We start from the raw sequence: 24,236 nt of genomic DNA, 5'->3' as shown, positions 1-24,236 counted from the left end.
TTTCGCTAAGACTAATAAAAAAATATTTAAATGTGACTTCAACATTGGTAATATACCCCTACGTATAAGTTAAATTTCGGGTATGGTTATCTATATTTGGAAAAATAATTGTTTACGCGGCTTATAAAAAGCGTTAGTACATAATCATATATTAAAAATACTATCTCAGCAAATATTACAAGTAAGTATATTGGTAAAGGTACTGCTGGTATAACCGTAAATAACACTTTATATATATATGTAAGAATTAATAATATTAAATTAAAAAACATAAGTTTAAGCAAAATTTCTATATAAATCTTATTGAGCTTTTCAATATAGTATTTAACTATGCCGTATATTCCAAAAAAAACAGCATAAAGGATTACAGGAATTTTAATACCACAAACAAGAAGCGATAGAAGAGCTGTTGCAGCATATACTACTACAGAGGTTTGTATATTAGTTGTTATAACAGATAGAGGAATAATACTTGATGCCATAGCCAATAAGTAAAGTTTATTTACAGGTAGTAGGGTGCTTAAATATACAAATATAACCCCTAAGGCAGTAAGTAATCCACCTTTAGCTATGTATGAGGTTTTATTAATCCTTCTATTCATCTAAGTAACCATCCTTTCTAACAACAACTAATAAGATCACCGCCACTGCATTCACAACAGCAATCAAGACAATACAAAGTACCACATATATCACATAAGCCTGTATCTCTTCTTCTATTATTATAATATGGTTCTCTATAAGAGGTATTCATATTCCTTAACCTATTTAATGCATCTCTGTACTTCATATTAGAAGGGTCATGACTGCAGGCTATATTTAAATTATTAAAGGCTTCATTATACCATCCTTTTCTAATATTAACCAATCCCATAAGATAATTCCACTCAGCATCTCTTGTGCTTATTCTATTTAGTTTTTCTTCAGCGTAGCTTAAATTATTATTATTTATATCTATTTCTATACTTCTATATATGTCTGAGTTATTATTGCCACTTCTATTAGAGGCATTATAATTATTGCTTGAAGAGAATGAATTATGGTTATTCTTCGTAAGATAATCATAGGCTTCATTAATTTCACGCATTTTACTTTCTGCTAAGTCTTTTAAGGGATTATTACCGTATTGATCAGGATGATATTTTTTTGCTAATTCTCTATATGCTTTTTTTATTTCTTCTTGTGAAGCATTTTCTTTTATTTCAAGTACTTCATATGGATTTCTCATGATCACAAACACTCCTTTTAAATACTTTATCCATTTTTTCTAATAGACCAAACTGTAATATATTATATAGTAGATCTCTATTTTTATTAATTTCAAGTTTAGTAAAAGATTGCATACACTGTGCTGCACAGGTCCCTAATATAAAATCTATTCTATCTTGGATACTTGCATAAAAATCTTTATATGGAAGTTTATCTTTATTGAAGCAACTATTTATGGCATTAAATTTATTATTGGTCATGTCAGTTTCTAAATCATCTAAAGCATCAATTATATAAATCCACTTACCTAAATTGTAACCAAGCCAGTACAGATTATCCTTGTTTTCATCATTTTTATAGGTAGAAAGTATAAGTGCTGTAAGTTCTGCAAAAGGATCAGCTAGCTCATCGATAGATTTTTCCTTAGAGTTTAATTCAAGCTTATTTAAGTTATCTAATAAGGTTTCTATATAATGAAGCTGTTTTTTTAAGTTAGGTGGAACTTTTTTTAAGTATCCTTTAAATAAAAGTGAAAATACTCTATCTTTTTTAGAACCATCATCTTTTATGTTATCCAAAAGCTTATAATAACTTAGTATTACATTACAAAAGGCAGCGTAGGCTAAAGCATCATTATCTTTAACTATGATTTTCTTTTTAAAAGCATGAATCATACAGGTCTCTTTATAGTAATTAGTATGGCTATTATCAAGGGAATCTAAAAGTATAGCTAGAAAAGTCATATCATAATTAAGAGATACTCTAGGTATATTGCCCATATTACTTTTAATTGATTTACAAAGACCACAGTAATAGGCTTTAAACTTTTCATAATCTTTCATCTTAAGTTCCATTTTACATGGAGTAACATAACCAAACATGCAAATTCTCAACTTTCTAATTTCATATTGAATTTAAGTTATTCTCTGTATTATGTTTCATTTCAGCAAGTATATCGTATATAGTCTTTGAAGTTGTTTCTTCTATAGTATAACCTAGTAATTTAACCACTTCTTCTAATTCTTCATCATTAAAGGTTTCTATTTCTATGTATGGAAAAGGACAGAAGGATTTCTCATTTATATCTATTTCTATTAAAGTGTTCTTATATTTATAGCTTTCCCTATATTTTTTTATAGATTGAATAAGCTCTAAACCAAGAGATTTAAATATGTTGTCACCAGCAATAGCATCCAGTATTTCTGTTTCATTCTCATCCATTACTTTATATTTTTCTTGGCTTATTAGGCGCTTTGTAGTCATAAAATAATGGGTAGATTTGTTAAGGATATCTTCCACTATTCTTATTCTTGCATATCCTTTTTTATTTAACAACCTTCTATCATTAAAATCATATATATTATTTATCTGATTTTCTTCTTTAACTTTCACTGCATTTATGTTGATTAGTTTTTGTCTTATCTTATCTACATCGATATTTACTATTCTTGTTTCAAATTCTTTCAAGGTATCACCTCTTGCTTATATAATGTACTGTTATTATATTGAATTATATCATAAGTTTTTATGTTATGTGTAAGTTTAAAAGGGAAATTCTTATTTTAGAAAATTATATATGTTAAAAATGTAATTCTTCTGGAATAAGTTTGTAAAATTATAAATATTGAAATTTTAAGTGTAATTGAGTAAACTTAACCTGTAATACAAGATTATAGTATAATTGGAGGAATGATATGATTAACATACTAGTAGTTGAGGATGATGAGAAGCAAAGAGAAAATCTTGTAAAAATGATATATGAGTCGGAAAAAAATATAAATACATATGAAGCAGAATGCAAAGAACAAGCTTTAAAAATTTCTAAGGAAGTATTAATAGACTTTTTTTATATAGATATTTCATTGAAAAATTCTTCAGGTTTGGATTTAGCTTTGGAACTTAGAAACATTGAAAAATATAAATTTAGCTGGGTAATTTTTATAACAACTCATGTAAATTATATGATTCAGGCCTTTAAAGAGATTCACTGCTATGACTATATAATAAAACCCTATGATAAAGATGAAGTAATTGAAATCACAAAACATCTTATTTCAGGAAGTTACATGAAAAATTCTTCAGAAAATAAGGACAAACATATAGTTTTTAATTTGCATAAAGGTGTCAGTATAAGGTTAAAGGTAGATGAAATTATTTTTATTGAAGTAAATCTTAGGGTAATGACTATATATACTAAGAATAAAAATTATAAGGTAAAAAAGCTGCCATTAAAGAAAGTTCTAGAAATGATTGATAGTGATAATATACTGCAAAGTCATAAATCCTTTGCAGTTAACATTGATTTTATAAACAAAATTGAAAGCCTTTCTAATAAGTCATGGGAAATTAGTTTTAATTGTTGTAAGGAAAAAGCACTCTTAAGTTATAGTTTTAAAGATACTATAATAAAAAAGTTTAATCAGACTTTATAAATTATATGTTCTTTTAATGTTAATACTACTATTTTAAAGGTTTCATTTAAGATAGCCTGAAGAGAATAGTTTATCTTTTCTAAATCATCAGTACTTTTAATATCACTATTTGTTTCTATATAGTATGTTATTTTATTTGCTAGATTCTTTAACATTTATAATTTACCTTAATTATTGTTTATATTATAAGAAATACTATGAAACTGTAAAAATGTAAATATAAATAACATGAAAGGGAAAAAAATGAGTATAACAGGAATTATGTATATATATTCCTGTTATACTCACTTTTTTCCCTTTTATGTATATTGTATTGAATTTACTTTTGAAATATTTATAATAAAAACTGTCGAACATTCAATTATACAAAAGTTAGAATACTTACAATTGTGTAAGATAAATTATTATAATGTAGTATAACATTATAATAATTTACATAGTTAATATTTTTCATATTAAATTATGCATAATTAACATATATATCCACCGACTTACAAGAAATTAAGTGTATGTTAAAAAAGGATAGCTAAGAAAACTATTTTAGAAGGAGGATTCATATTATGAATAAATTATCAAACAAAACACTAAGTATAACTATGGCAGCTTTGCTATTGTCAGGGGTAGCCTTTTCAGTTTCGAAAACTAGCAGTGCATTTGCAAGTGCACCACAAGAATTTAGTTTGCCTGATTTACAAGATATCAAAACTCTTAAACATATAAAAAAAATTGAATCATTAAAACTGTCAGGTAATAAAGATGAACAAAATCAATCTGTAAAAGACTATCTCTCAAAACTTAATAGTAAGGAGTTATTAGAAACAGCAGCAGAAATTGCTGAAATTGACAAAGATAATTTTGAAAAATCTGCTATGATAGTTGTACCTTACATTAAGAAAAAATGGGGAAACACCCCTCCGTCAGATGCCATAAAAGTAGTTAAAGATAAAAAATATGATTCGAAATTTCGTATCTTTGTTCTAGATGGTATGACAATGCTAGGTAATGAAAAAGTAGTTGATTCAGCTTCAATTATCGAAGATTTAAAATTAATTGCAACCGATACAAGCGAAGATAAAAATCTTAGGAGATATGCTTTGTTGAAATTACGTAAATCGGGAGAAATCAATCATGCAAAACTTCAACTGGCTTCTATTGTTAATAACGAATCTGAACCAGCAGAAATAAGAGGCGCAGCTCTTACCGCAATGAGAAGAACAGAAGATCCAGAATTAAATACCAGCTTACAAATTATTATTTCTAATGCAGATAAATATGAAGGTATTGTTTTAAGACATGCTATGGTGGAATCTGCGAAAAATGGATCTATAAAACAATATATTCATGCTATAAAAAAGATTGCTGAAACTACAAATGATTATGAAGTATATCAAAGTGCTATTTATGCATTAGGCTTATCCGGTGGTTTAGACGAAATTAAAGCAATTACATCTGTATATGGTGCTCACAATAATAAAGATATTTGTAACTTTGCATTACGTAAAAATGAAAATACAGTTTTATCTATGCTAAGTCTAAACCAATCCAAAGAAACAATTATTTCTGGAATTAAAGCAGCAAAATTGGCAAACATCCCGTCTGCAATTCCCTTGCTAAATGAAATTAAATCTAATAGTAAAGATCAAGAAATCTTAAACGAGATTAAAAGTGCAACAGATACTATAGATATTAATAACAAAATAAATGGTGATGTTCAAAAGAAATGGGAGGAAAAATAACCATGAAGAAATTTTTATTAAAAGCAACTATAATTTTTTCCAGTCTAATGATATTCGCTACCCCAGCATCAGCTCTAACTGCACCTATTGCTGTATATAGGGAAGGGGGAACTCTTAATCCTTTTGAACATGCAGGAGTTTATAAAGCTGATAATCAATACTATGAAATTAAAGGATATAATCATACCATCGAGATTAGTACATGGGCCTCATTTATAGATGGTAAATCTGGTGCCTATTGGAGAAATAATCCCAGTGTGGATTCTTATAGAAGCTCCATTTTATCAACTCTTGCTTCACTTGACGCTGATCCGGGCATTACTTATACAATGTATGATCAATTGAATTATGAATCAAATCCCGGTACATATGTTAATGTAAGTGAAATTTCTGATATTCGTTGTGACGGTGTTGTAGAGTATGCTTATGAATGGAATAATGTATGGGTATGGGGCAAATCAAGCACTGGAACTTCATCCGGAACACCTACACATTTTGATATTTCTTATACTTCATATGTTTCTGAACATGCTAATCTTGGTGAAGATGAGCCTTGGATTGAGGTAAGTCCTAAAGTACAGCGCGGTGGATCAAGTGCTTCAGAACCTTGGAAATGGACTCAGTTTAGAGCGGATTAAATCAATATATTCTATTTGCAAAAATATTAAAGTACAAGAGGAATTAATCGCATGAATTATTATAAAAAATTTAGTTTTTGGTTTACATTCTTTTCTATAAGTGTATGTGTATTTAACTTTTTAGGTTATGATGATAAAAATATATTATTATTCGTTACAAGTCCACCATTATGGATAATGGAAAATTTACACTTTTTTAACCGTACAGCTAATGTACCTAGATTTTTTTTAGACATTTTGACTTATACAATAACTATATTGTTTTGGCTTCTATTAGGATTTTTACTAGATAAAATAGTTAAAATCTTATGGAGTAAGAAAAAAATTTCTAATTCATAACATTCTTAATGATGACTGCTAAAGACTTTAGAACATTAACTCCTTTAATATATAATCATGTAAATTCATATGGAAGTTTTGATTTAGATATGGCTCAAAGAATTCCTATCTATGCATATAGTATTTCTGGACAGGCTTAAATTTTCAAGCATACTCTTGTAATTTACAGAGTATGCTTTTTTCTTTGCTTTTAACTTCTATATCGAGACCAAGAAACCTAATCTTAATTTTTAAGTAGGTCTGAATAAAATATAGCTGAAACTTTGATTCGTTGGGTATTATAAATTGATTTTAGTTAATAACTGAATTTAAAATATATTGCAATAGTTTATGAAAGTATTATATCATGTAAATAAGGTTTTATCTAAGCTTGATATGAATTATTACATTTATGTCAAGTAGCAAATGTATACTATTACATGGGGGGATAACATATGGATAACTTCTACGAACAACTAATAACCATAAGCAAAAGTTTTCAATATAAAGCAGTAGAAATACTGACTTATATATTTGGTGCACTTGGAATATTAATTATAGGCTCTGGACGTATTACACTAAGCATATTTTTTATAATTCTAGCTGCGGCAGCTTTTTACTTTAAAAGATATTTATACATAGAATATGAATATGAATTCACTAATGGGGATATAGATATAGATGAAATATTTGCTATGAGCAAGAGAAACACAGCAATTAGTTTTAATATTAGAGAAGTAGAAATTTTAGCACCAGAAAATAGTGAATATTTAAAGGAAATAGCCAATTTACCAAAGCAAGAACTTAATTTATACCCTAAGGAGTTAAAAAATAAAGTTTATACAGCAGTGATAAAGCAGGGAGCACAAAGAGTTAAAGTTAACTTTATTCCTGATGAAGAGTTTGTTGATTTGTGCTATAAGTACAATCCTAGAAGCGTTAAGAGAAGCTAGTATTAAAAAGGAGAGAAACTAAAACTTGGAATATATAAAAGAAATAAACTTAAATGAAGCTGTAATTCACATATTAGATAATAACACAGATGAACCTATTTTAAATGAATATACTCTTGAGTTAAATGAGGATACATATAGTTTTATATTAAAGCATATAGAAAGATGTTTTAAGGATGAAGAGCTTAAATATGCAATTTTTAATCAAGAGAGAAATATAGTAAAGGAAGTCTCTCAAGAGTATTTAAATGGGCTTAACAACATTATTGATGTATCTAAAGAACTAGCTAGGCAGATGTTTATACTAATGAAGGCAGATGGAAACATACCATCCTGTGACTTAATAACAGTATCTATATCCACTGAACAGGGACCTATGTTAGGAATATTGAAACTAGATTACATTAAAAATTATACACATTCTGTTGATTTTATAGATAACAAAATAGGAATTAACATAATACCTGAACTTACAGGATTACCAGTTAGTTCGCAAAAAATACAGAAATGTGCCTTTATCAAACCCATAAGAGAGGAACAAATAGTAAATCTCCTGGTTATTGATAAACAAAGCGGAAGTAAGGATAAAGGTAGTTATGGATCTAACTATTTCATAAGTAAATATCTTGGTTGTACTATAATAGAAAATGAAAGAGACATGACTAAAAGCTTTGTAAAAGCTGCAGAGGAATGGACTAGAGTAAGCTTTCAAGAAAATGCAGATGAGGCTGAAGTATTTAGGAGTGCTATAAAGAAAAAGTTGAAAGAAGAAGATTCTATTAATATTGAACAACTTACTAATGATATGTTTGAAAATAAGCCGCACATTCAAGAAAATTTTAAACAGTATATATCAGCTCAAGGTATAAATGAGAATATAAGCATAGACAAGCAATGGGTAGAGAAAAAACTTAAAAGAATAAGACTTAAAATAGACAAGGATATAGATTTATATATAAATGAAGATGCATACAACGATAATGATAGATTTGAAATACAAAGAGTTGGAGACGGAAGTATAAATATAGTAATAAAGCACGTTGTTAGTTATATTGAAAAGTAAAAAAATGTGGCATTGCCACATTTTTTTATCTATTAATTATTGTAAAGAGTTAACTGAACCAAGAACTTCTTCAATTTTAGCTTCAACAACTTTTTGAACAGCGTCTCTTCCAGCTCCACAGTATTTTCTTGGATCGAATTCTGCAGGAGTGTCTCCGAAAACTTTTCTTATAGCAGCAGTGAAAGCTAATCTTAAGTCAGTATCCATGTTTATTTTGCATACAGCCATTGATGAAGCTTTTCTTAACATTTCTACTGGAATACCTTTAGCACCAGCTATGTTTCCACCATACTTATTACAAGTTTCAACTGCATTTGGATCAACTGCTGAAGCACCGTGAAGAACTATTGGGAAACCAGGTAACTTAGCTTGAATTTCTTCTAATATGTCAAATCTTAATTGAGGTTCAAAATCTAGTGGGAATTTAAATGCACCGTGTGAAGTTCCTATAGCTATAGCTAAAGAATCAACACCAGTTCTGTTAACGAAATCTACAGCCTGTTCTGGATCAGTGTATATGTGCTCAGCGGCAACAACGTCATCTTCAACACCAGCTAAAACACCAAGTTCAGCTTCAACAACTACTCCATGAGCGTGAGCATATTCAACAACTTCTTTTGTTTTTGCTACATTTTCTTCATAGTCATAGTGTGAACCATCAAACATAACTGAAGTAAAACCAATATTGATAACAGCTTTGATATCTTCTATACTTGGACCGTGGTCTAAGTGTAGAGCAGCGTCAATACCTGTTTCTGCTATTGCTGCATCAACTATAGCTTTTAAGTATGTTGGACCAGCATACTTTATTGCTCCAGTTGAGCATTGAAGAATTACAGCTGAATTTTTAGCCTTTGCTCCTCTGATAACACCTTGAACTATTTCTAAATTGTTGATGTTAAAAGCTCCTATAGCATATTTTCCTTCATAAGCTTTTTTAAACATTTCCTTAGTAGTAACTAATGCCATCGTATATTCCACCTTCCAATTACTATAATATTTTAAGTTATATACAGTAATATATTTATAACTATGAATTAATATTTGCTATAATCTTATATCTTATGTAACTTTCCATAATAAGAATATATTTTAGTTAATAACTGAATTCAAAATATATTGCAATAATCTATAAAAGTATTATATCCTGTAAATAAGGATTTATTTAAGTTTGATATGAGTATTTAAATTTCAAGTTATAAATAACAATATAAGTATAGATAAGCAATGGGTAGAAAAAAACTTAAAAGAATAAGACTTAAAATATATAAGAATATTGATTTGTATATAAATGTGGACCCTTATAATGATGGAACAAGGTTTGAAATAAAGAGGAATGGCTATGGAACAATAAATATGATAATAAAGTATAGTACCAATTATATTGAAAAATAAGCTCTAACTTGGTGACAATCACCTAATTTAAAGATTAATTAGTAAAAATTTTTATTTATTTTTTAATAATTATGCATTATAATATGCCTTAAGAAGAGAAAAAATAAATTATAAATTATTTTCTCTAAAAAGTCTATACAAAATACATATTTTATGGAGGTTATTTATTTATGTTAGTTTCAGCAAAAGAAATGTTAAACAAAGCTAGAGATGGGAAATATGCTGTTGGTCAATTTAATATCAACAACTTAGAATGGACTAAAGCAGTTTTATTAACAGCTCAAGAAAACAACTCACCTGTAATCTTAGGTGTATCTGAAGGTGCAGGAAAATACATGGGTGGTTACAAAACTATAGTTGGAATGGTTAATGGTTTATTAGAAGAATTAAAAATAACTGTTCCTGTTGCATTACACTTAGACCACGGTAGTTATGACGGTGCTTTTAAAGTAATTGAAGCTGGATTCTCTTCAGTTATGTTTGATGGTTCTCATTATGCTATCGATGAAAACATTGCAAAAACAAAAGAACTTGTTAAAATAGCTGAAGAAAAAGGACTTTCTTTAGAAGCAGAAGTTGGTTCAATCGGTGGAGAAGAAGACGGAGTTGTTGGTGCAGGTGAAATTGCTGATGCAGCTGAATGTAAAGCGATTGCTGATTTAGGAGTTACAATGTTAGCTGCTGGTATTGGTAACATTCACGGTCAATACCCAGAAAACTGGAAAGGACTAGCTTTTGATGCTTTAGCTGAAATCAAAGAAGCTACAGGAGATGTTCCATTAGTTTTACATGGTGGTACAGGCATTCCAGAAGAAATGATCAAAAAAGCTATATCTTTAGGTGTTGCAAAAATTAACGTTAACACTGAATGTCAATTATCTTTCGCTGCAGCTACTCGTAAGTACATAGAAGAAGGTAAGGATGTACAAGGAAAAGGCTTTGACCCTCGTAAATTATTAGCTCCTGGTTTTGAAGCAATAAAAGCTACAGTTAAAGAAAAGATGGAATTATTTGGTTCAGTAAACAAAGCTTAATTAAAACATTTTGAGTCAGTAAAATGTTATTATGGCTAATAAAATTTGGAATCTTTAATGGATTTTATAAGTTAGAATAGCAAATTTACTGTATAACATAGAAAAGGATGGTGAATTCACCATCCTTTTCTATGTTATGATTAATTTTCAATATAAGTTAAAATATATTTTGAAGGTTAACTTTTTCTAAATCTTCTATGTGATCTAGATAAAATTTTATTACATGATTAGAAGCTAATGATTCATCTTTATTTTTAACCTTGGTGTATTGTGTAATTTTCCAAAGCTCGTTATTAATATTATCTATTTCAGTATGGTTAACAAATATAGAAATCCTTTTTGAGTATTTATCCCATTGATTTAAAAATTTAAGTGAATGGTTATAGGCACTATTCCAATCATCTTTATCTATATCTCTTTCTATTTGCGTATTTAGATTTTTTAGGTTACTGCATACTTTACTGAGATATCTTGTAGAAAAGAACATTGTTGTTAACATAATTATAAATATAATAAAGGCAGTTAATATACTTTTCACTTAGTTGTTCTCCTCTCTATTTTTAATTTTTAGGTTGAAAATAAAACTTACCTTTTGAATCTAAGAGAGCTATGAAAACCTGATCAGCAGAAGAAATATTGCTATTCTTTAACAAATTATAAAGCCAATCCTCATTTTTATTTAAAATTTTTAGATTGTTATGATTTATCTTGCCATCCAATATTATTGTTATAGGTAATTTATCCTGAGTGGTTTTTATCTTTAAATCTGACTTAGTAACATTTGAATGTTCTGTTCTGGGTATAACTGACAGCTGGCCGCTAGTTTCTAATATGGCATAATATACATCTTCAAGGTTATAATAACCTTGTAGTCTTAATTCTTCCATTAAATCATTTAAGTTGAATTTTTGCTGTTTAAGTATATTGATATCTATTTTACCATCTTTTATTAGAATACTTGGCTTACCATTTATTATTCCTCTCATTTTTTCGCTTTTTAACTGTAGTAAAATAAGGGTAGATTGTAGTATTAACAGGGTAATTATAGGGATTAGTCCGTGAGTAAGTGGAATTCTAGTATCCTGCATTGGCAGAGAAGCTAATTCAGAGATCATTATTGCAATAGCAAGTTCAAAGGGTTCTAGTTGACCTATTTGCTTTTTTCCCATAAGACGCATTGATATAATAACAACTAAATATAATATAATAGTTCTAATTAATGATATAAACATAAACTCACCTCTTAATATGGTTATTACTAAATTAATCGTTCCCTATTTATACAATTATATTCTTAGGTTGATGAAAAAAATATGAGTAAAACTTTGAACATTTTAATTAAAACTACGTATAATAATACTACATCAAAAAAATAGGGAGATGAGCAATATGGATAAACTAAGAATTAAGATAAATAACAAAGAAGTATTAGTTGATAGAGGAATAAGTTTACATGAAATAGTTAAAGAGAATCAACTAGAAAGAAATATTCCAATAGTTCTTGGCAAACTGAATGATAACTATCATGAACTTTCATATCATATACATGAAGATGGGCATTTTGAAGCTGTAGATATGACAGACCGTGCAGGACATAAAGCTTATGCAAGAACATTACAGTTTGTTCTTATAAAAGCTGTACTAGACTTGTTTCCAGATGCTAAGATAACTATTGAGCATTCTATAGGTAAAGGTTTATTTGGAGAAATCCATAAAAAAGCTCCCTTATGTGCAGAGGATATAACAAGAATTAAGAAAAGAATGAAAGCTATAATAGATAAAGATATATCTATTAAGAAAGTATATATAAAAAAGGAAGAAGCAATAAGAATTTTTTCAGATTATAATATGAAGGATAAAGTAAAGTTATTAAAACATATAAATGCAGATACTGTTAAAATATATGAGCTAGATGGAAGATACGATTATTTCTATGGTGCTATGGCATATTCTACTGGAGTATTAAAAGTATTCGATTTAGTATATTATGAACCGGGATTCTTACTTAGGTATCCCACAGATAAAGATCCATTTAACATATCTAAATTTGTGGAACATAAAAAACTTAAAAAAATATTTTATGAGACAGAACAATGGGGCAATATCTTAGGCGTGGCTGATGTAGGGTCACTGAATGATAAGGTTGAAAGTGGAGAAATATTGGATATATTAAGGGTTGCAGAGGCTTTACATGAAAAGAAAATAGCTTATATAGCTGATATGATTAGTGAGAGGCCAGATACTAAAATCGTTTTAATAGCAGGTCCGTCTTCTTCAGGAAAAACAACTTTTGCTAGAAGATTGGGTATACAACTTAGAGTTAACGGACTAATACCAATACCTTTAGGCTTAGATGATTATTTCGTAGATAGGAAATATACACCAAAAGATCAGCAGGGGAATTATGATTTCGAATCAATATATGCCTTAGACTTAGAATTATTTAATAAGAATTTAGAGCATATATTAAAAGGTGAAGAGGTAGATATTCCCACATTTAATTTTAAAGATGGTGTTAGAGAATGGAAAGGACAAAAGATAAAACTACCTAAAAATGGTATACTTATAATAGAAGGTATACATGGGCTTAATGAAATGCTTACAGCTTCAATACCTTTGGAAAATAAGTTTAAAATATATATAAGTGCATTGACACAATTAAATTTAGATAACCATAATAGAATTGAAACTACTGATGTAAGAATAGTTAGAAGAATAGTGAGAGACTATCTATTTAGGGGATATGCAGCAGAGGAAACATTAAAGATGTGGCCTTCTATTAGAAGAGGAGAAGAGAAAAATATATTTGTTTTTCAGGAAAATGCAGATGTTATGTTTAACTCAACTTTAGTATATGAGCTATGTGTACTAAAACAATATGCTCTAAAGGAATTAGAAAAGGTAGACATAACAAGTAATGTGTATTGCGAGGCATTAAGATTAAAAAGTTTTTTAGGATTTTTTAAGGATATAGACAAGAAACTTGTACCTGAAAATTCCATTTTAAGAGAATTTGTTGGAGGAAGTTGTTTTTATAAGGAGTAATACCTAATTCAAGCACCATAATATGATTATGGTGCGTTTTTATGTTTATGGCAAAATATAATATTATCTAACATTGGTGAAAGTATTATAATAGGGATGTTAAAAAACACAGAAAATTATGAAAAATGAGTATATATTTAATATAGGTATTGTATTCTGTATAAAAAACCCTCAAAAGAGTGTGATATTATTATAATTTAATATATAATAATATTAATACTTGAAATATGTAGATTATTGTCGGTTTTTAAGCAGCATTATTAGATACCACAGCTTAAATTTAACTTATACGTAGGGGTATATTGTCAATGTTGAAGTCACATTTAAATATTTTTTTATTAGTCTTAGCAAAAATTTGAGAAAAATCTTAGAACTTTAGATATGTTTGAGGTACGAGTTTATCAAAGTTCTTTTATATTATTATGAAACTCCTCTTCCTTTCGTCAGAGGAGTAAGCGATTCGCACAAAATCATAGATTTTGGCTCTCTGCTTAAATTTGAGCTTTAGACTAATTAAAAATATTTAACGTGACGAAACATGGTAATATATCCGGTCGTATAAGTTAAATTTCGGGCATGGGGATCTATATCTTTCAATATGGAAAGTTGGTGTTAGAAGTGAGGGAATATAGCGTTTTTGATATACTTGGACCTATAATGATAGGACCATCAAGTTCTCATACAGCTGGAGCAGCGAGGCTAGGTAAAATTGCTGGTACTATAGCAGGTGATAGCATTGTAAAGGTACAGTTTTTACTACATGGATCCTTTGCAAAAACATATAAAGGACATGGAACTGATAAAGCTTTAGCAGCAGGTATACTAGGTATGAGTCCCTGGGATGAGAATTTAAAAAATTCTATAGAAATAGCAAGACAAAAAGAAATTATAATAGAGTTTATAGAAACGGATTTGGGAGACGTGCACCCTAATACGGTAAAATTTATTATAACGAAAGAAGATAACAGCATTGTAGAAGTTGTTGGATCATCTATAGGTGGAGGAAATGTAATAGTTACAGAAATTGATGGTGATAAAATAGAGTTTACAGGGGCTTATCCTACTATTTTAATAAAACATGTAGATATTCCAGGAATGGTTGCAAGAGTCAGTTCTATACTGTATAAACATGGAGTAAATATTGCCTTCATGAGGGTTTACAGAACCAGTGGAAAGGGCTCTGAAGCAGCCATGGTATTTGAAGTGGATGATATTATTACACAGATTATAATAGATGAAATAGATAGTACACCTAAGATATATAGAGCTAGAGTTATAAATCCAGTAAGAGAGGAAGAATAAGCTTGATTAACCATGGATATGAACTGATAAAGATTTGTAAGGATAAAGACACAAGTATATGGAAGTATGCAATTGAAGAAGAAGTAAAAACAACTGGACTAAGTTATGAACAGATATTTGAAAAAATGAGAAAGAATCTAAAGGTAATGAAAAATGCAGCAGAATATGGCTTGGAAAATGAAGTTGTTTCTGTAAGTGGGCTCATAGGTGGTGATGCATATAGATTAAATAAGTATGTAAAGTCACAGGAAACATTAACAGGAAGTCTTATGGTGAAGGCTATGGCAAGAGCACTATCTTGCTCAGAAGTTAACGCAGCCATGGGAAAAATAGTTGCAGCACCTACTGCAGGATCTTGCGGTATTATACCAGCAGCTATAATAAGTGCTGGAGAAAAATTAGGTAAAACAGAAGATGAATTAGTGCAGGCTTTATTTACAGCTACTGGGGTAGGAGTAATAATAGCTAAAAATGCTACCTTAGCTGGTGCGGAAGGAGGATGTCAGGCGGAATGTGGTTCGGCAGCAGCTATGGCATCTGCAGCAGTGGTAGAAATGATGGATGGAACGCCAGAGCAGGCCTTACATGCAGCTGCTATAGTTATAAAAAATATTCTTGGGCTTATATGTGATCCTATTGCAGGGTTAGTAGAAGTTCCTTGTGCTAAAAGGAATGCCGCAGGTGCAGTAAGTGCTTTAACCACAGCAGACATGGTTATGGGTGGAGTATACAGTAAAATACCTTTTGATGATACAGTTTCTGCTATGTACAAAGTAGGAAAGCAGCTACCCTGTGAGCTTAGGGAGACAGCATTAGGAGGATTAGCAGTAACGGAAGAGGGTTTGAGGCTGAAAAAGCAGATACTTGGGGAATAAGTGGGTATAAAATATTAAAACCAGTAGTATAAATATTATGATAGCAAAGTTAATAGGGTGATTATTTAATATGCCTCAGAGAAAAGTTATTGAACACTACTATAGTGATATAAATAATTTAGCGGATCTATTAAGTAAGCTAACAAATTCATATAGACTCCTTATAGGAGGTGCTGGTGAAATGAATGGCATTGCTTTATCTAGTAAAAGCGATATAAAACATGCATTAAAAAGAGCAAATGAATTAGGTGATATAATAGATGATATAATAAATGTTATTGATAAATCAGGGTATATTTATATGGATTACTGTAAGTTAAAATCTCAAATTATGGAACATCGGGTTCAAAGTCAACATATACAAACAGAAATTGAAGAAGAATTAAAGTTTGATAATAATGAAAAATAGGTGTGTATTCACACCTATTTTAAAATTTTTTAAATCTATGTTTGCAAACCATAAGATAAGATAGAGCAACCATAATTATAACGGTAACACCTATGGGTGCTAGGTAATTCATAGTCACCAAACAATATAGAGCCATAAACATACCTGCAAAAGTAATTGGAATTCCAAAAAATTCTCCACTAAATTGGGTAACATTAAATCTTGCCAATCGGTAAGCACCTGCTATGGGAAATAATAAAACTAATAAATATCCTAAAAGTCCTAAATTAAAAAATCCGTAAATATTAAATGTAAGAATAGAAGGAGCTACACCGAAAGATACTAAATCTGCTAAGGAGTCTAATTCCTTCCCTAACTCGCTAGATACGTTTAAATATCTTGCTACTCTTCCGTCGTATCTATCAGCTAAACATGCAAGTAATATAAAAATAGCGGCCCATTTATAGTTTTCTTGAAAAGTCATCATTAGAGACATTATGCCACAACCTAGATTAGCAAAAGTAAAAGCATTAGGTAAAGCACTTTTAGCTATTTTAGCCATTGTAATCACTCCTAAGTAACAATTATTTTCCAATAATAATTATAAATAAAAAAAAACAGAATAATACTAAGTATATTATAACTCATTTCAAATAAATATTTAAGTGTATAATTAACTTTTTTTATAGAAAAATTATAAATTTTTTGTTAAAATAAATTTATTGTGTCTATCAAGAAACAAGTATGGGATTGGAGACTATATGAATAAAGATAATAAAAATATATTCAAATATATATTAATGATGCTTATAATTATAGTTCTTATATATATTATACTCAAATACGGCCTACATTTAAACGAGAGAGATTTAAGAAGACATATTTTCAGGGATTTAAGAATATACATACTAAGTTATGGAAAATTTGCAGCTATAATGTACATAATTGTATACTCATTAAAACCTGTGGTTTTAATTATTCCAGTTTCATTAATGTCTATCTTGGCTGGAAATATTTTTGGTCCACATAAAGCTATTATTTTAAGTATGATAGGATGCTTTACATCAGCAACTTTAGCATTTTTTCTAGCAAGGTTGCTAGGAAGATCCTTTGTTGATAAGATACTTAAAAGAAAAGCTATGAATTTAGATTCTAATATCGAAAAACATGGCTTTAAAATTATGTTAGTTATGAGATTATGTTTTATATTTCCATATGATCCACTAAGTTATGCTGCAGGACTTACTAAAATGAAGTATAAGGATTTTATTTTAGGAAGCCTTATTGGAGTGTTTCCAGAGATGATAGCCTATTCTTTTATGGGTAAAAACATAGAACATCCATTTTCAATTAAGTTTGTATTACCAATAATTTTAATAGTAATTTTTGCAGTAAGTGCAATGTCAATTTATAAACCTTCTAAAAATATAAATAAATAAGGAGTAAAAACACTATCATTAGGGGAATAATAATTCCGTAAATTAAATAATGAAAGGGTGTTTTTATGAAAGTAAGAGATATAATGACAAAAGCAGTTATTACATTAGGCACTGATGATACTGTAGAAAAAGCTGCAAGTGCTATGAAAGAGCATAATATAGGAGTAGTGCCAGTATGCGAAAGTGGAAGAGTGGTTGGTGTTGTTACAGATAGGGATATTACATTAAGAACTGTAGCAGTAGGTCAGGATCCTAGAAATCAATATGTTAGAGATATAATGTCTTCAAATCCTGTAACAGGTTCTCCAGACATGACTATCGATGAAATTTCAAGACTAATGAGCGAAAGACAAATAAAAAGAATTCCAATAGTAGAAAATAACAATACTTTGATTGGAGTAATAGCTTTAGGAGATCTAGCAGTGCGTCCTAATTTGAATAGGGAAGCTGAGTATGCACTAAGCAGCATTTCAGAACCAAGTACACCAGAATATTAAAATTAAATAATTTATTAACAAATCCACAAGATGCAGTAGTAATCTTGTGGATTTATTATATAAGGTGTTATAATATAATAGTTAAAATTACAGAGTATGGAAAAGTTTATTAAAGTAGGGGAGTTTTATATGAATAAGGTAAAATTTATTTACAATCCGTATTCAGGTGAAAATACAATAATAACTGATATTGACAAAGTAATAATGGTACATCAGAAATATGGATATGAAGTAGTACCTTATAGAATTAGCTTTGAATATGATATGAGTGAGGCTTTTCAAGGCATAGACGAAACTTATAAATATATTCTAGTAGCAGGTGGGGATGGTACTGTAGATAACGCTGTAAATAACATGAAAAAATTAAATATAAATCTTCCTATAGCAATATTGCCTGTCGGTACAGCAAATGATTTTGCAAAATTTATTGGAATGCCTGAAGATGTTGAAGCTGCTTGTGAACAGATACTAACTAGTGAATCTAAAAGAGTTGATGTAGGTAAGATAAATGATAAGTATTTTATTAATGTAGCAAGTACGGGACTTTTTACTGACGTTTCTCAAAAAACTGATGTAAATCTAAAGAATACTATGGGTAAACTAGCTTACTATGTTAAAGGAATTGAACAACTACCAAGCTTTAGGAAACTGAAAATAAAGGTAAAATCAGAAACCGCAATTTTCGATGGTCATATGTATTTAATGTTGATATTCAATGGACAGACTGCAGGGAACTTAAAATTTGCATATAAAGCAGAAATTAATGATGGATTATTAGATGTAATCATAATAAAAGCAGGAATGATAAAAGATATTATAGCTCTATTTATAAAAATGTTAAAAGGAGAGCATTTAGACGATGCTGTAGGTTTGATATACTTTAAAACTAATAGGATAGAAGTGGAGTGCCATGAAGATATAGTTACTGATATAGATGGAGAAAGAGGACCTGATTTTCCATTAGTTATAGAATGTATAAAAGAAGGTATTAAAGTTTTAGGTATAAATAATGATAAATTAATAAAATAACAGTACATATTAAAGATGCTAATGTAGGCATCTTTTTATTTTAAAAATTAGTAATATAAAATTAGTAGCAATAATAAATATAAATAGTAGCAATATGAAATGAGGAGAATATGTTAAATTATTATATTTATATTTTTTTGTTGTTTATGATGATCTTTTTAATGATGGAGGGTTTGTTTTTAACAAAATTTTCACCTACAAAAATCAAGATTGTCACCATTGGTATAATATTAGCTATGATACTTAGATACACTTCTCTACTGGTGCTATCACTAGCTTATAACATAAAGTACCTTTATTTGCTTAAACCACTTTTTTTCTTGAATTTTATTAGTATTCCATTGTTAGCTTTAACAGTATTATACATCTTTATAAGAGTAGATACTTTAAACTATTCATACATATTTATAGTTGTAGCTATATTGGTGTTATTGTACTGTACAGCTATATATAAATGTCCAAGTTTACTGCAAATATTAGATACCCATGGATATACTATGCTATTTTATAAAGATATATATATATATTGGATTTATGTAGGTTTAAACACTATTGTATTATTTGGTGCTGTAGGCTTAATTGCTAGAAATACTATAAGTAAAATAGCTATATCATTAGTAATAATATCCTCTGCGGCAACTATTATAGATATTATTTCGTGGTTTATTGGAATTAAAATACTGCACGAAAATATACTAGGAGATATGCTGTGGGGCATAACTCTAATATACGCCTTAAGTAAAGTTAAAAAGAAAAGACAGCTTGTGAGGGAGAGTTAGCATAGGGGCAGATTGGAAATTCGACTTATACTCCAGGATGTATTACCATACTTCATCACGTTAAATGTTTTTAATTAGTCTAAAGTTCCAATTTAAGCAGAGAGCCAAAATCTGTGATTTTGTGCGAATCGCTTACTCCTCTGACTAAAAGGAAGAGGAGTATCATAATAATATAAAAGAACTTTGATAAACTCGTTCCACTCAAACATATCTAAAGTTCTAAGATTTTTCTCAAATTTTCGCTAAGACTAATAAAAAAATATTTAAATGTGACTGCAACATTGTCAACATCTCCCTACGTATAAGTTAAATTTCAAGTCTGGAACTCTACCATAGATAACCAACTGTAGAAATTAATATTACTATACTAGACTTGTGCATTAAAAAGGAAAATATTACGCAGCTAAGCCTAGCTTTGTAAATGTAGCATTTATATCCAGATCGTTTTGTGCGCAAGAATATGTAAATTTAATTATTTATACCAAATGTTTATCGTGGAAATGTCCTATGATATCTTCTAGAATTGAAAATTTGAGTTTTTACCATTTTCAACTCTATAAAGTTCCAAAAATGTGTATGTCATATATACCATGCTCCAGAAACGCTTTATGGATTGCAAAGACTCAACTTAAAATTCATCAAAGAGCAGCATAGCAAGCTCCTGTTTGTTCTTAAATAACCTTTTAGCTTTATTGCCTAGAAATTCTTTTGTAAGGTAAAGCCTGAAATTTAGCGGTAGCGAATACTCAGAAATCCTATAATGTGAAGTGGCTACGCAGTGAGACCACATAGGCTTATTGCCATCAGTATGAGAATTATGAAAGTCTAGACCCTCTATATGCTTTTATTTTACCTTCAATTTGGTAATGTAAATCTTAGGTGATATTCCAAGTTAAAATTTATCAATTTAGTGCACAAGTCAAGTTATATAAATAAAAATAGCTAAGATTATTGGACAAACTACATAAATATCAATACTTTTTTTAAAAAGATACTTAGAAATTAACAATTATATCTTTGTTAACATATAAACAAAGGTATAAATGCAAGATACGCTAGAGTTACTATTTAACCTTAGCGTATCTTGTGAAATATAGTAAAAATATTCAACTAATCAAAAGCTAAGATGATTACTTCAATTTTATATCCTTCATTGGTTTATTAGAAAAATCTTTTATAGAATTACTATCTATAGGCTTTTTATCACCTGGAATTAGCTTATAATTTGACTTAATGCTCTGTGTCATATTTTCAGGAATTGCTGGAATAAATGCTTCAAAAATATCTTTTTTTCCATCGCTATTTATAGCATCGCCTTTAAAATGATATACTGGCTGTATGTGAGATTGCTTACTTGTTGGTGAAGAATCCTCCCAGTAAACAATATTTACATTGTTTATTTTTACTTTCTTTGTATCCTCGTTCATCCTAACTGTTCCTTTATGCAATTTCAAGTCGGCTAGTGCCTCGTCATAAGACTTAATTGAAATATTATCACCTTTCAAGCTTTCAATATCCCTATTTAAATAATTAATTGACTCAATTTTACCATCGACGCCTAAAGAAACAATAATCCTAGAAACACCATAGACTTTTTTTTCGTTAACTTTTCTATTAAAATACACATGTTTTCTAATTACTAGAGAATCGTTTGGATTATTAACTGCCGTCCTAGTCTCATGTGATATTCCACTTTCATAAAAGTCATTAGGGAGCAAATTGTTTGAATCTAAAAATTCACTTGCAATTTCTTTACATTTAGTATCACTCAGATTTACTGGTTTATCAAAATTTTTATTTTTCACATTAAAAACAAATGTTCCATTTTCATATATTTCCAAAGTCCCCTCTTTATTTTGATATGTCAAAACCTCACCCATGTCAGTTTCTTCAGCCTGTTCTAGCTTAAATACTTTTTTTAAGTCAGATATTTTGCTTTTTTCAATCTTATTATTTTTTAATTTATACACTGCATCTGATAATTTGCCTGCACCTTTCAATCTAGCGTCATCAAATGAAACATTCTCGGCAATTTCATAATCTACGTCACTAGGTATATCTCCTCCCACAACAGGAAAATCTATTTTTGTTATTTTGTCAGCTTTATCTTTATTTATATATACCATAAAGGATATTAATATAGCAGTTATTAGTGTACATATTACTAAAAAGAATATCTTTCTATTTTTTACCATCTTGGAACTCCTCTCATATTATATTAAAAATTAGTTTGGTTGAACTGTAATAGTCCAATAATAATATGTGTCGCTTCCTTCTATTGCAGAAGGTTTAGTACTATATTGAGTTATTTTATCATGTTCACTTATTGCTGCACCTAGAACCCTAACTACTGTAGGTGTACTATTTTGTGGCTGATATTGCATTGCAGAGTCAAAGAATGCCGTTTTTATCTCTGCTCCCTCTCTTAACTTTTTACCATACATTTTCCCTTCATCTCCAATAATATACATAACACTACCAAATCCCATAACCAAATGAACGCCTTGCATTATGCTAGACCAATAACTACCCGAGGTATTTAAAAAGTTACAGCTGTAAGTTGTAACCCATTTTGTTATTGGGTTTACACCGTCGGAATCATATCCCCACCATATTTCGTAGGAATCTGCATTAGCCTGTCCATCACGTTCACCCTCATCACCTGACGGATGAAAATTACTGCTACTATTTAGAGTATAATAATGACAAGAATTGTATGGTACACCATGTAACCCTTGACTGTATCCATGACCTGAAAATACCATAAAATCAACATCATCAACATTATCGTATGAAATACCATACATCCCAGAATGTAGTAAATCCTCTTCCCACGCATCATTATCCTGCCACTTAAAAAGTTTAGTTGCCACTGGGTCACCAAACAACGGATCATATGTAATTTCATTAATAAAATTGTCTACATATACATTCGTGACTCTATCACCATGGGCACAATTACCCTGTGACTGGTATGCGGATTCAACTGAAGCTCCAACTTTTATTTGATTTGCCGCAAACACTGACTGACTAGAGAAAGATAGTAATAGCATTGCTATTATTAAAATTCTAAATCCTTTCATTTCATAACACCTCTCGTATAATATTTTAAAAAATTAGCTTGTACCGGTACATGCACCTCGTCATTTTATAACAAAAAACGGGGGGCTTCAATACCATAAATGGAATTATATTCCGAAATATTTCCGCATTATTTTTCGCTTTTTAGTTTATTAATTGTTTGTGCTGTATTTTTAGGGATCGTTGAAAAATAACTTCCGAATAATCTATTTGCAGAAATCCTTAAAACCGTGGATATTCTGCAAACAGAATCGTAAGTAATATTTAAGCCAATCCTTTGTAAAGTCCAAGCAAAAACATGATTAGATAATCCAAGGCAATTAAAATAAAAAAATGTAAAAGCATTCACCGTATTATGACATCACAAAAATTATAAGAAATGTTGGAATTTTATATTTGATTCGCTTTGGTTCTATTTTGTAAAACTATAAATTTTATACAAGACAAAAGTGAAAAATATATTATAGATTTTTTTAATACTGCCAGAGATGAAGAATATAAAGAGTTTTTAGAAAAATGTAAGGATTTTAATAAAGAAGTTGAAAAAGAAACTAAAAGACTAGACTTGTGTACTAAAAAAGGAAAATATTAGGCAGATAAGTCCAAATTTCGAAATATTGAATCTATATCCAGATCGTTTTGTGCGCAAGAATATGTAAATTTGATTATTTGTACAAATGTTTATCGCGGAAATGCCCTATGACATCTCCTAGAATTCTTGGATGATAATCCAAGTTAGAATTTCTCAATTTAGTGCACAAGTCAAGATTACTATACTTAAATTTACCGCCTCGAAAAATCAATAAGCAATAGCTTGAAAATAAGTGTTAAATCTTTTTATAAAAGTCAGTATAATAATATTTGTGAAATTAAAAAGATGCAAATTATAGACTTAAAGATAATAAAAAAATGCTATGGAGAAAGCTTTTATGTGGTGTTTGCAAAAGGTTTCATCAATTGGTTAACCCCGAAGGGATTATTGAACCTAAACCTGCATTTATACTTGATGATACTACTTTATAA

General features: G+C 29.4%; 27 protein-coding genes and 2 pseudogenes. 17 read left to right on the top strand and 12 right to left on the bottom strand.

Annotated features, from left to right (window positions below):
* Positions 1-86 precede the first annotated feature (86 nt).
* Genes HGI79_RS14765 through HGI79_RS14750 form a run of 4 tightly spaced genes read right to left on the bottom strand, consistent with a single transcriptional unit; the run spans position 87 to position 2,676 of the window.
* Positions 87-602 carry a hypothetical protein gene (locus HGI79_RS14765; protein ID WP_185651462.1) on the bottom strand — a complete coding sequence of 172 codons (516 nt, stop codon included), beginning with the start codon at positions 600-602 and terminating at the stop codon, positions 87-89.
* Positions 603-619: 17 nt separating this feature from the next.
* Complete coding sequence (locus tag HGI79_RS14760; protein WP_185651461.1) at positions 620-1,228, bottom strand: DnaJ domain-containing protein; 609 nt, start codon at positions 1,226-1,228, stop codon at positions 620-622.
* The gene (locus tag HGI79_RS14755) at positions 1,212-2,090 is read right to left on the bottom strand and encodes a DUF5685 family protein (protein ID WP_185651460.1); all 879 of its coding nucleotides are present in this window, start codon (positions 2,088-2,090) and stop codon (positions 1,212-1,214) included. Before HGI79_RS14755 ends, HGI79_RS14760 begins: the two co-directional genes overlap by 17 nt.
* 22 nt (positions 2,091-2,112) lie before the next feature.
* The gene (locus HGI79_RS14750; RefSeq protein WP_185651459.1) at positions 2,113-2,676 is read right to left on the bottom strand and encodes a class IV adenylate cyclase; all 564 of its coding nucleotides are present in this window, start codon (positions 2,674-2,676) and stop codon (positions 2,113-2,115) included.
* 227 nt (positions 2,677-2,903) lie between these two features.
* On the opposite strand from HGI79_RS14750, the gene HGI79_RS14745 reads away from it, so the two are divergent.
* A complete protein-coding gene (locus HGI79_RS14745; protein WP_185651458.1) occupies positions 2,904-3,641 on the top strand; it encodes a LytTR family DNA-binding domain-containing protein in 738 nt (245 codons plus the stop codon).
* Here the strand turns inward: HGI79_RS14745 and HGI79_RS14740 are convergent.
* Positions 3,629-3,796, bottom strand: coding sequence for a hypothetical protein (locus HGI79_RS14740; protein ID WP_185651457.1), 168 nt, complete (start codon positions 3,794-3,796; stop codon positions 3,629-3,631). The genes HGI79_RS14745 and HGI79_RS14740 overlap by 13 nt on opposite strands.
* Positions 3,797-4,201: 405 nt before the next feature.
* Here HGI79_RS14740 and HGI79_RS14735 point away from each other — a divergent pair, with 405 nt between their 5' ends.
* From HGI79_RS14735 to HGI79_RS14720, 5 genes are all read left to right on the top strand, one after another.
* Complete coding sequence (locus HGI79_RS14735; protein WP_185651456.1) at positions 4,202-5,377, top strand: hypothetical protein; 1,176 nt, start codon at positions 4,202-4,204, stop codon at positions 5,375-5,377.
* 2 nt (positions 5,378-5,379) lie between these two features.
* A complete protein-coding gene (locus tag HGI79_RS14730) occupies positions 5,380-6,015 on the top strand; it encodes a hypothetical protein (RefSeq protein WP_185651455.1) in 636 nt (211 codons plus the stop codon).
* Between the two features lie 347 nt (positions 6,016-6,362).
* Positions 6,363-6,494, top strand: a complete 132-nt coding sequence (locus tag HGI79_RS23315) for a hypothetical protein (RefSeq protein ID WP_278046718.1) — start codon at positions 6,363-6,365, stop codon at positions 6,492-6,494.
* A 294-nt stretch (positions 6,495-6,788) separates the two neighbouring features.
* Positions 6,789-7,286 carry a hypothetical protein gene (locus HGI79_RS14725; protein ID WP_185651454.1) on the top strand — a complete coding sequence of 166 codons (498 nt, stop codon included), beginning with the start codon at positions 6,789-6,791 and terminating at the stop codon, positions 7,284-7,286.
* 25 nt (positions 7,287-7,311) lie between these two features.
* The gene (locus tag HGI79_RS14720) at positions 7,312-8,349 is read left to right on the top strand and encodes a nucleoid-associated protein (protein WP_185651453.1); all 1,038 of its coding nucleotides are present in this window, start codon (positions 7,312-7,314) and stop codon (positions 8,347-8,349) included.
* 36 nt (positions 8,350-8,385) lie between these two features.
* Here HGI79_RS14720 and fba (HGI79_RS14715) read toward each other — a convergent pair whose 3' ends face one another.
* Positions 8,386-9,318 (bottom strand): class II fructose-1,6-bisphosphate aldolase, encoded by a 933-nt coding sequence (gene fba, locus HGI79_RS14715; protein WP_185651452.1) that lies wholly within the window; start codon positions 9,316-9,318, stop codon positions 8,386-8,388.
* Positions 9,319-9,568: 250 nt separating this feature from the next.
* Between fba (HGI79_RS14715) and HGI79_RS14710 the strand changes: the two are divergent.
* Both HGI79_RS14710 and fba (HGI79_RS14705) read left to right on the top strand, forming a co-directional pair.
* A pseudogene (locus tag HGI79_RS14710) lies at positions 9,569-9,744 on the top strand (nucleoid-associated protein); the annotation flags it as partial.
* A 170-nt stretch (positions 9,745-9,914) separates the two neighbouring features.
* Entirely contained in the window at positions 9,915-10,778 is an 864-nt protein-coding gene (gene fba / locus HGI79_RS14705; protein ID WP_185651451.1) for a class II fructose-1,6-bisphosphate aldolase, read from the top strand.
* Positions 10,779-10,935: 157 nt separating this feature from the next.
* On the opposite strand, the gene HGI79_RS14700 is transcribed toward fba (HGI79_RS14705), so the two are convergent.
* Positions 10,936-11,316 carry a DUF4363 family protein gene (locus HGI79_RS14700; RefSeq protein ID WP_313885218.1) on the bottom strand — a complete coding sequence of 127 codons (381 nt, stop codon included), beginning with the start codon at positions 11,314-11,316 and terminating at the stop codon, positions 10,936-10,938.
* 22 nt (positions 11,317-11,338) lie between these two features.
* On the bottom strand, positions 11,339-12,010 hold the full coding sequence (locus tag HGI79_RS14695; protein ID WP_185651450.1) for a DUF421 domain-containing protein: 672 nt from the start codon (positions 12,008-12,010) through the stop codon (positions 11,339-11,341).
* A 157-nt stretch (positions 12,011-12,167) separates the two neighbouring features.
* Here HGI79_RS14695 and HGI79_RS14690 point away from each other — a divergent pair, with 157 nt between their 5' ends.
* The 4 genes from HGI79_RS14690 to HGI79_RS14675 all read left to right on the top strand — a co-directional run bounded on the left by HGI79_RS14690 (position 12,168) and on the right by HGI79_RS14675 (position 16,409).
* Entirely contained in the window at positions 12,168-13,823 is a 1,656-nt protein-coding gene (locus HGI79_RS14690) for a nucleoside kinase (RefSeq protein WP_185651449.1), read from the top strand.
* A 618-nt stretch (positions 13,824-14,441) separates the two neighbouring features.
* Positions 14,442-15,125 carry an L-serine ammonia-lyase, iron-sulfur-dependent subunit beta gene (gene sdaAB / locus HGI79_RS14685; RefSeq protein WP_185651464.1) on the top strand — a complete coding sequence of 228 codons (684 nt, stop codon included), beginning with the start codon at positions 14,442-14,444 and terminating at the stop codon, positions 15,123-15,125.
* A 2-nt stretch (positions 15,126-15,127) separates the two neighbouring features.
* Entirely contained in the window at positions 15,128-16,000 is an 873-nt protein-coding gene (sdaAA, locus tag HGI79_RS14680; RefSeq protein ID WP_185651448.1) for an L-serine ammonia-lyase, iron-sulfur-dependent, subunit alpha, read from the top strand.
* 70 nt (positions 16,001-16,070) lie between these two features.
* Complete coding sequence (locus tag HGI79_RS14675) at positions 16,071-16,409, top strand: hypothetical protein (protein WP_185651447.1); 339 nt, start codon at positions 16,071-16,073, stop codon at positions 16,407-16,409.
* Between the two features lie 19 nt (positions 16,410-16,428).
* Here the strand turns inward: HGI79_RS14675 and pssA are convergent, their stop codons facing one another.
* Positions 16,429-16,950 (bottom strand): CDP-diacylglycerol--serine O-phosphatidyltransferase, encoded by a 522-nt coding sequence (pssA, locus tag HGI79_RS14670; protein ID WP_185651446.1) that lies wholly within the window; start codon positions 16,948-16,950, stop codon positions 16,429-16,431.
* A 199-nt stretch (positions 16,951-17,149) separates the two neighbouring features.
* On the opposite strand from pssA, the gene HGI79_RS14665 reads away from it, so the two are divergent.
* From HGI79_RS14665 to HGI79_RS14650, 4 genes are all read left to right on the top strand, one after another.
* The gene (locus tag HGI79_RS14665) at positions 17,150-17,827 is read left to right on the top strand and encodes a TVP38/TMEM64 family protein (RefSeq protein WP_185651445.1); all 678 of its coding nucleotides are present in this window, start codon (positions 17,150-17,152) and stop codon (positions 17,825-17,827) included.
* A 65-nt stretch (positions 17,828-17,892) separates the two neighbouring features.
* Entirely contained in the window at positions 17,893-18,324 is a 432-nt protein-coding gene (locus HGI79_RS14660; protein ID WP_185651444.1) for a CBS domain-containing protein, read from the top strand.
* Between the two features lie 129 nt (positions 18,325-18,453).
* Complete coding sequence (locus tag HGI79_RS14655; RefSeq protein WP_185651443.1) at positions 18,454-19,353, top strand: YegS/Rv2252/BmrU family lipid kinase; 900 nt, start codon at positions 18,454-18,456, stop codon at positions 19,351-19,353.
* A 173-nt stretch (positions 19,354-19,526) separates the two neighbouring features.
* Positions 19,527-20,132, top strand: coding sequence for a hypothetical protein (locus tag HGI79_RS14650; protein ID WP_185651442.1), 606 nt, complete (start codon positions 19,527-19,529; stop codon positions 20,130-20,132).
* A gap of 395 nt (positions 20,133-20,527) precedes the next feature.
* On the opposite strand, the pseudogene HGI79_RS22870 reads toward HGI79_RS14650, so the two are convergent.
* The 3 genes and pseudogenes from HGI79_RS22870 to HGI79_RS14640 all read right to left on the bottom strand — a co-directional run.
* Positions 20,528-20,976: pseudogene (locus HGI79_RS22870) on the bottom strand (hypothetical protein); the annotation flags it as partial.
* A 286-nt stretch (positions 20,977-21,262) separates the two neighbouring features.
* Positions 21,263-22,327, bottom strand: coding sequence for a hypothetical protein (locus HGI79_RS14645; RefSeq protein ID WP_185651441.1), 1,065 nt, complete (start codon positions 22,325-22,327; stop codon positions 21,263-21,265).
* A gap of 30 nt (positions 22,328-22,357) precedes the next feature.
* Positions 22,358-23,215: a DUF6345 domain-containing protein gene (locus HGI79_RS14640; RefSeq protein WP_185651440.1), complete on the bottom strand. Its 858-nt coding sequence runs from the start codon at positions 23,213-23,215 to the stop codon at positions 22,358-22,360.
* A 404-nt stretch (positions 23,216-23,619) separates the two neighbouring features.
* On the opposite strand from HGI79_RS14640, the gene HGI79_RS14635 reads away from it, so the two are divergent.
* Positions 23,620-23,805, top strand: coding sequence for a Chromate resistance protein ChrB (locus tag HGI79_RS14635; RefSeq protein ID WP_185651439.1), 186 nt, complete (start codon positions 23,620-23,622; stop codon positions 23,803-23,805).
* Positions 23,806-24,236 lie beyond the last annotated feature (431 nt).

Source organism: Clostridium sp. DJ247 (assembly GCF_014231265.1).
This window is presented reverse-complemented; position numbering and strand designations above follow the sequence as displayed.

What these genes read in the sequence shown, in the direction of transcription:
- HGI79_RS14690 (WP_185651449.1), top strand. Translation starts at nt 12,168, where the DNA reads ATGGATAAACTAAGAATTAAGATAAATAACAAAGAAGTATTAGTTGAT.
- HGI79_RS14760 (WP_185651461.1), bottom strand. Translation starts at nt 1,228, where the DNA reads ATGAGAAATCCATATGAAGTACTTGAAATAAAAGAAAATGCTTCACAA.
- fba (WP_185651452.1), bottom strand. Translation starts at nt 9,318, where the DNA reads ATGGCATTAGTTACTACTAAGGAAATGTTTAAAAAAGCTTATGAAGGA.
- HGI79_RS14655 (WP_185651443.1), top strand. Translation starts at nt 18,454, where the DNA reads ATGAATAAGGTAAAATTTATTTACAATCCGTATTCAGGTGAAAATACA.
- HGI79_RS14665 (WP_185651445.1), top strand. Translation starts at nt 17,150, where the DNA reads ATGAATAAAGATAATAAAAATATATTCAAATATATATTAATGATGCTT.
- HGI79_RS14725 (WP_185651454.1), top strand. Translation starts at nt 6,789, where the DNA reads ATGGATAACTTCTACGAACAACTAATAACCATAAGCAAAAGTTTTCAA.
- HGI79_RS14730 (WP_185651455.1), top strand. Translation starts at nt 5,380, where the DNA reads ATGAAGAAATTTTTATTAAAAGCAACTATAATTTTTTCCAGTCTAATG.
- HGI79_RS14660 (WP_185651444.1), top strand. Translation starts at nt 17,893, where the DNA reads ATGAAAGTAAGAGATATAATGACAAAAGCAGTTATTACATTAGGCACT.
- HGI79_RS14640 (WP_185651440.1), bottom strand. Translation starts at nt 23,215, where the DNA reads ATGAAAGGATTTAGAATTTTAATAATAGCAATGCTATTACTATCTTTC.
- fba (WP_185651451.1), top strand. Translation starts at nt 9,915, where the DNA reads ATGTTAGTTTCAGCAAAAGAAATGTTAAACAAAGCTAGAGATGGGAAA.
- HGI79_RS14755 (WP_185651460.1), bottom strand. Translation starts at nt 2,090, where the DNA reads ATGTTTGGTTATGTTACTCCATGTAAAATGGAACTTAAGATGAAAGAT.
- HGI79_RS14745 (WP_185651458.1), top strand. Translation starts at nt 2,904, where the DNA reads ATGATTAACATACTAGTAGTTGAGGATGATGAGAAGCAAAGAGAAAAT.
- HGI79_RS14645 (WP_185651441.1), bottom strand. Translation starts at nt 22,327, where the DNA reads ATGGTAAAAAATAGAAAGATATTCTTTTTAGTAATATGTACACTAATA.
- HGI79_RS14740 (WP_185651457.1), bottom strand. Translation starts at nt 3,796, where the DNA reads ATGTTAAAGAATCTAGCAAATAAAATAACATACTATATAGAAACAAAT.
- HGI79_RS14675 (WP_185651447.1), top strand. Translation starts at nt 16,071, where the DNA reads ATGCCTCAGAGAAAAGTTATTGAACACTACTATAGTGATATAAATAAT.
- HGI79_RS14735 (WP_185651456.1), top strand. Translation starts at nt 4,202, where the DNA reads ATGAATAAATTATCAAACAAAACACTAAGTATAACTATGGCAGCTTTG.
- HGI79_RS23315 (WP_278046718.1), top strand. Translation starts at nt 6,363, where the DNA reads ATGATGACTGCTAAAGACTTTAGAACATTAACTCCTTTAATATATAAT.
- HGI79_RS14695 (WP_185651450.1), bottom strand. Translation starts at nt 12,010, where the DNA reads ATGTTTATATCATTAATTAGAACTATTATATTATATTTAGTTGTTATT.
- pssA (WP_185651446.1), bottom strand. Translation starts at nt 16,950, where the DNA reads ATGGCTAAAATAGCTAAAAGTGCTTTACCTAATGCTTTTACTTTTGCT.
- HGI79_RS14765 (WP_185651462.1), bottom strand. Translation starts at nt 602, where the DNA reads ATGAATAGAAGGATTAATAAAACCTCATACATAGCTAAAGGTGGATTA.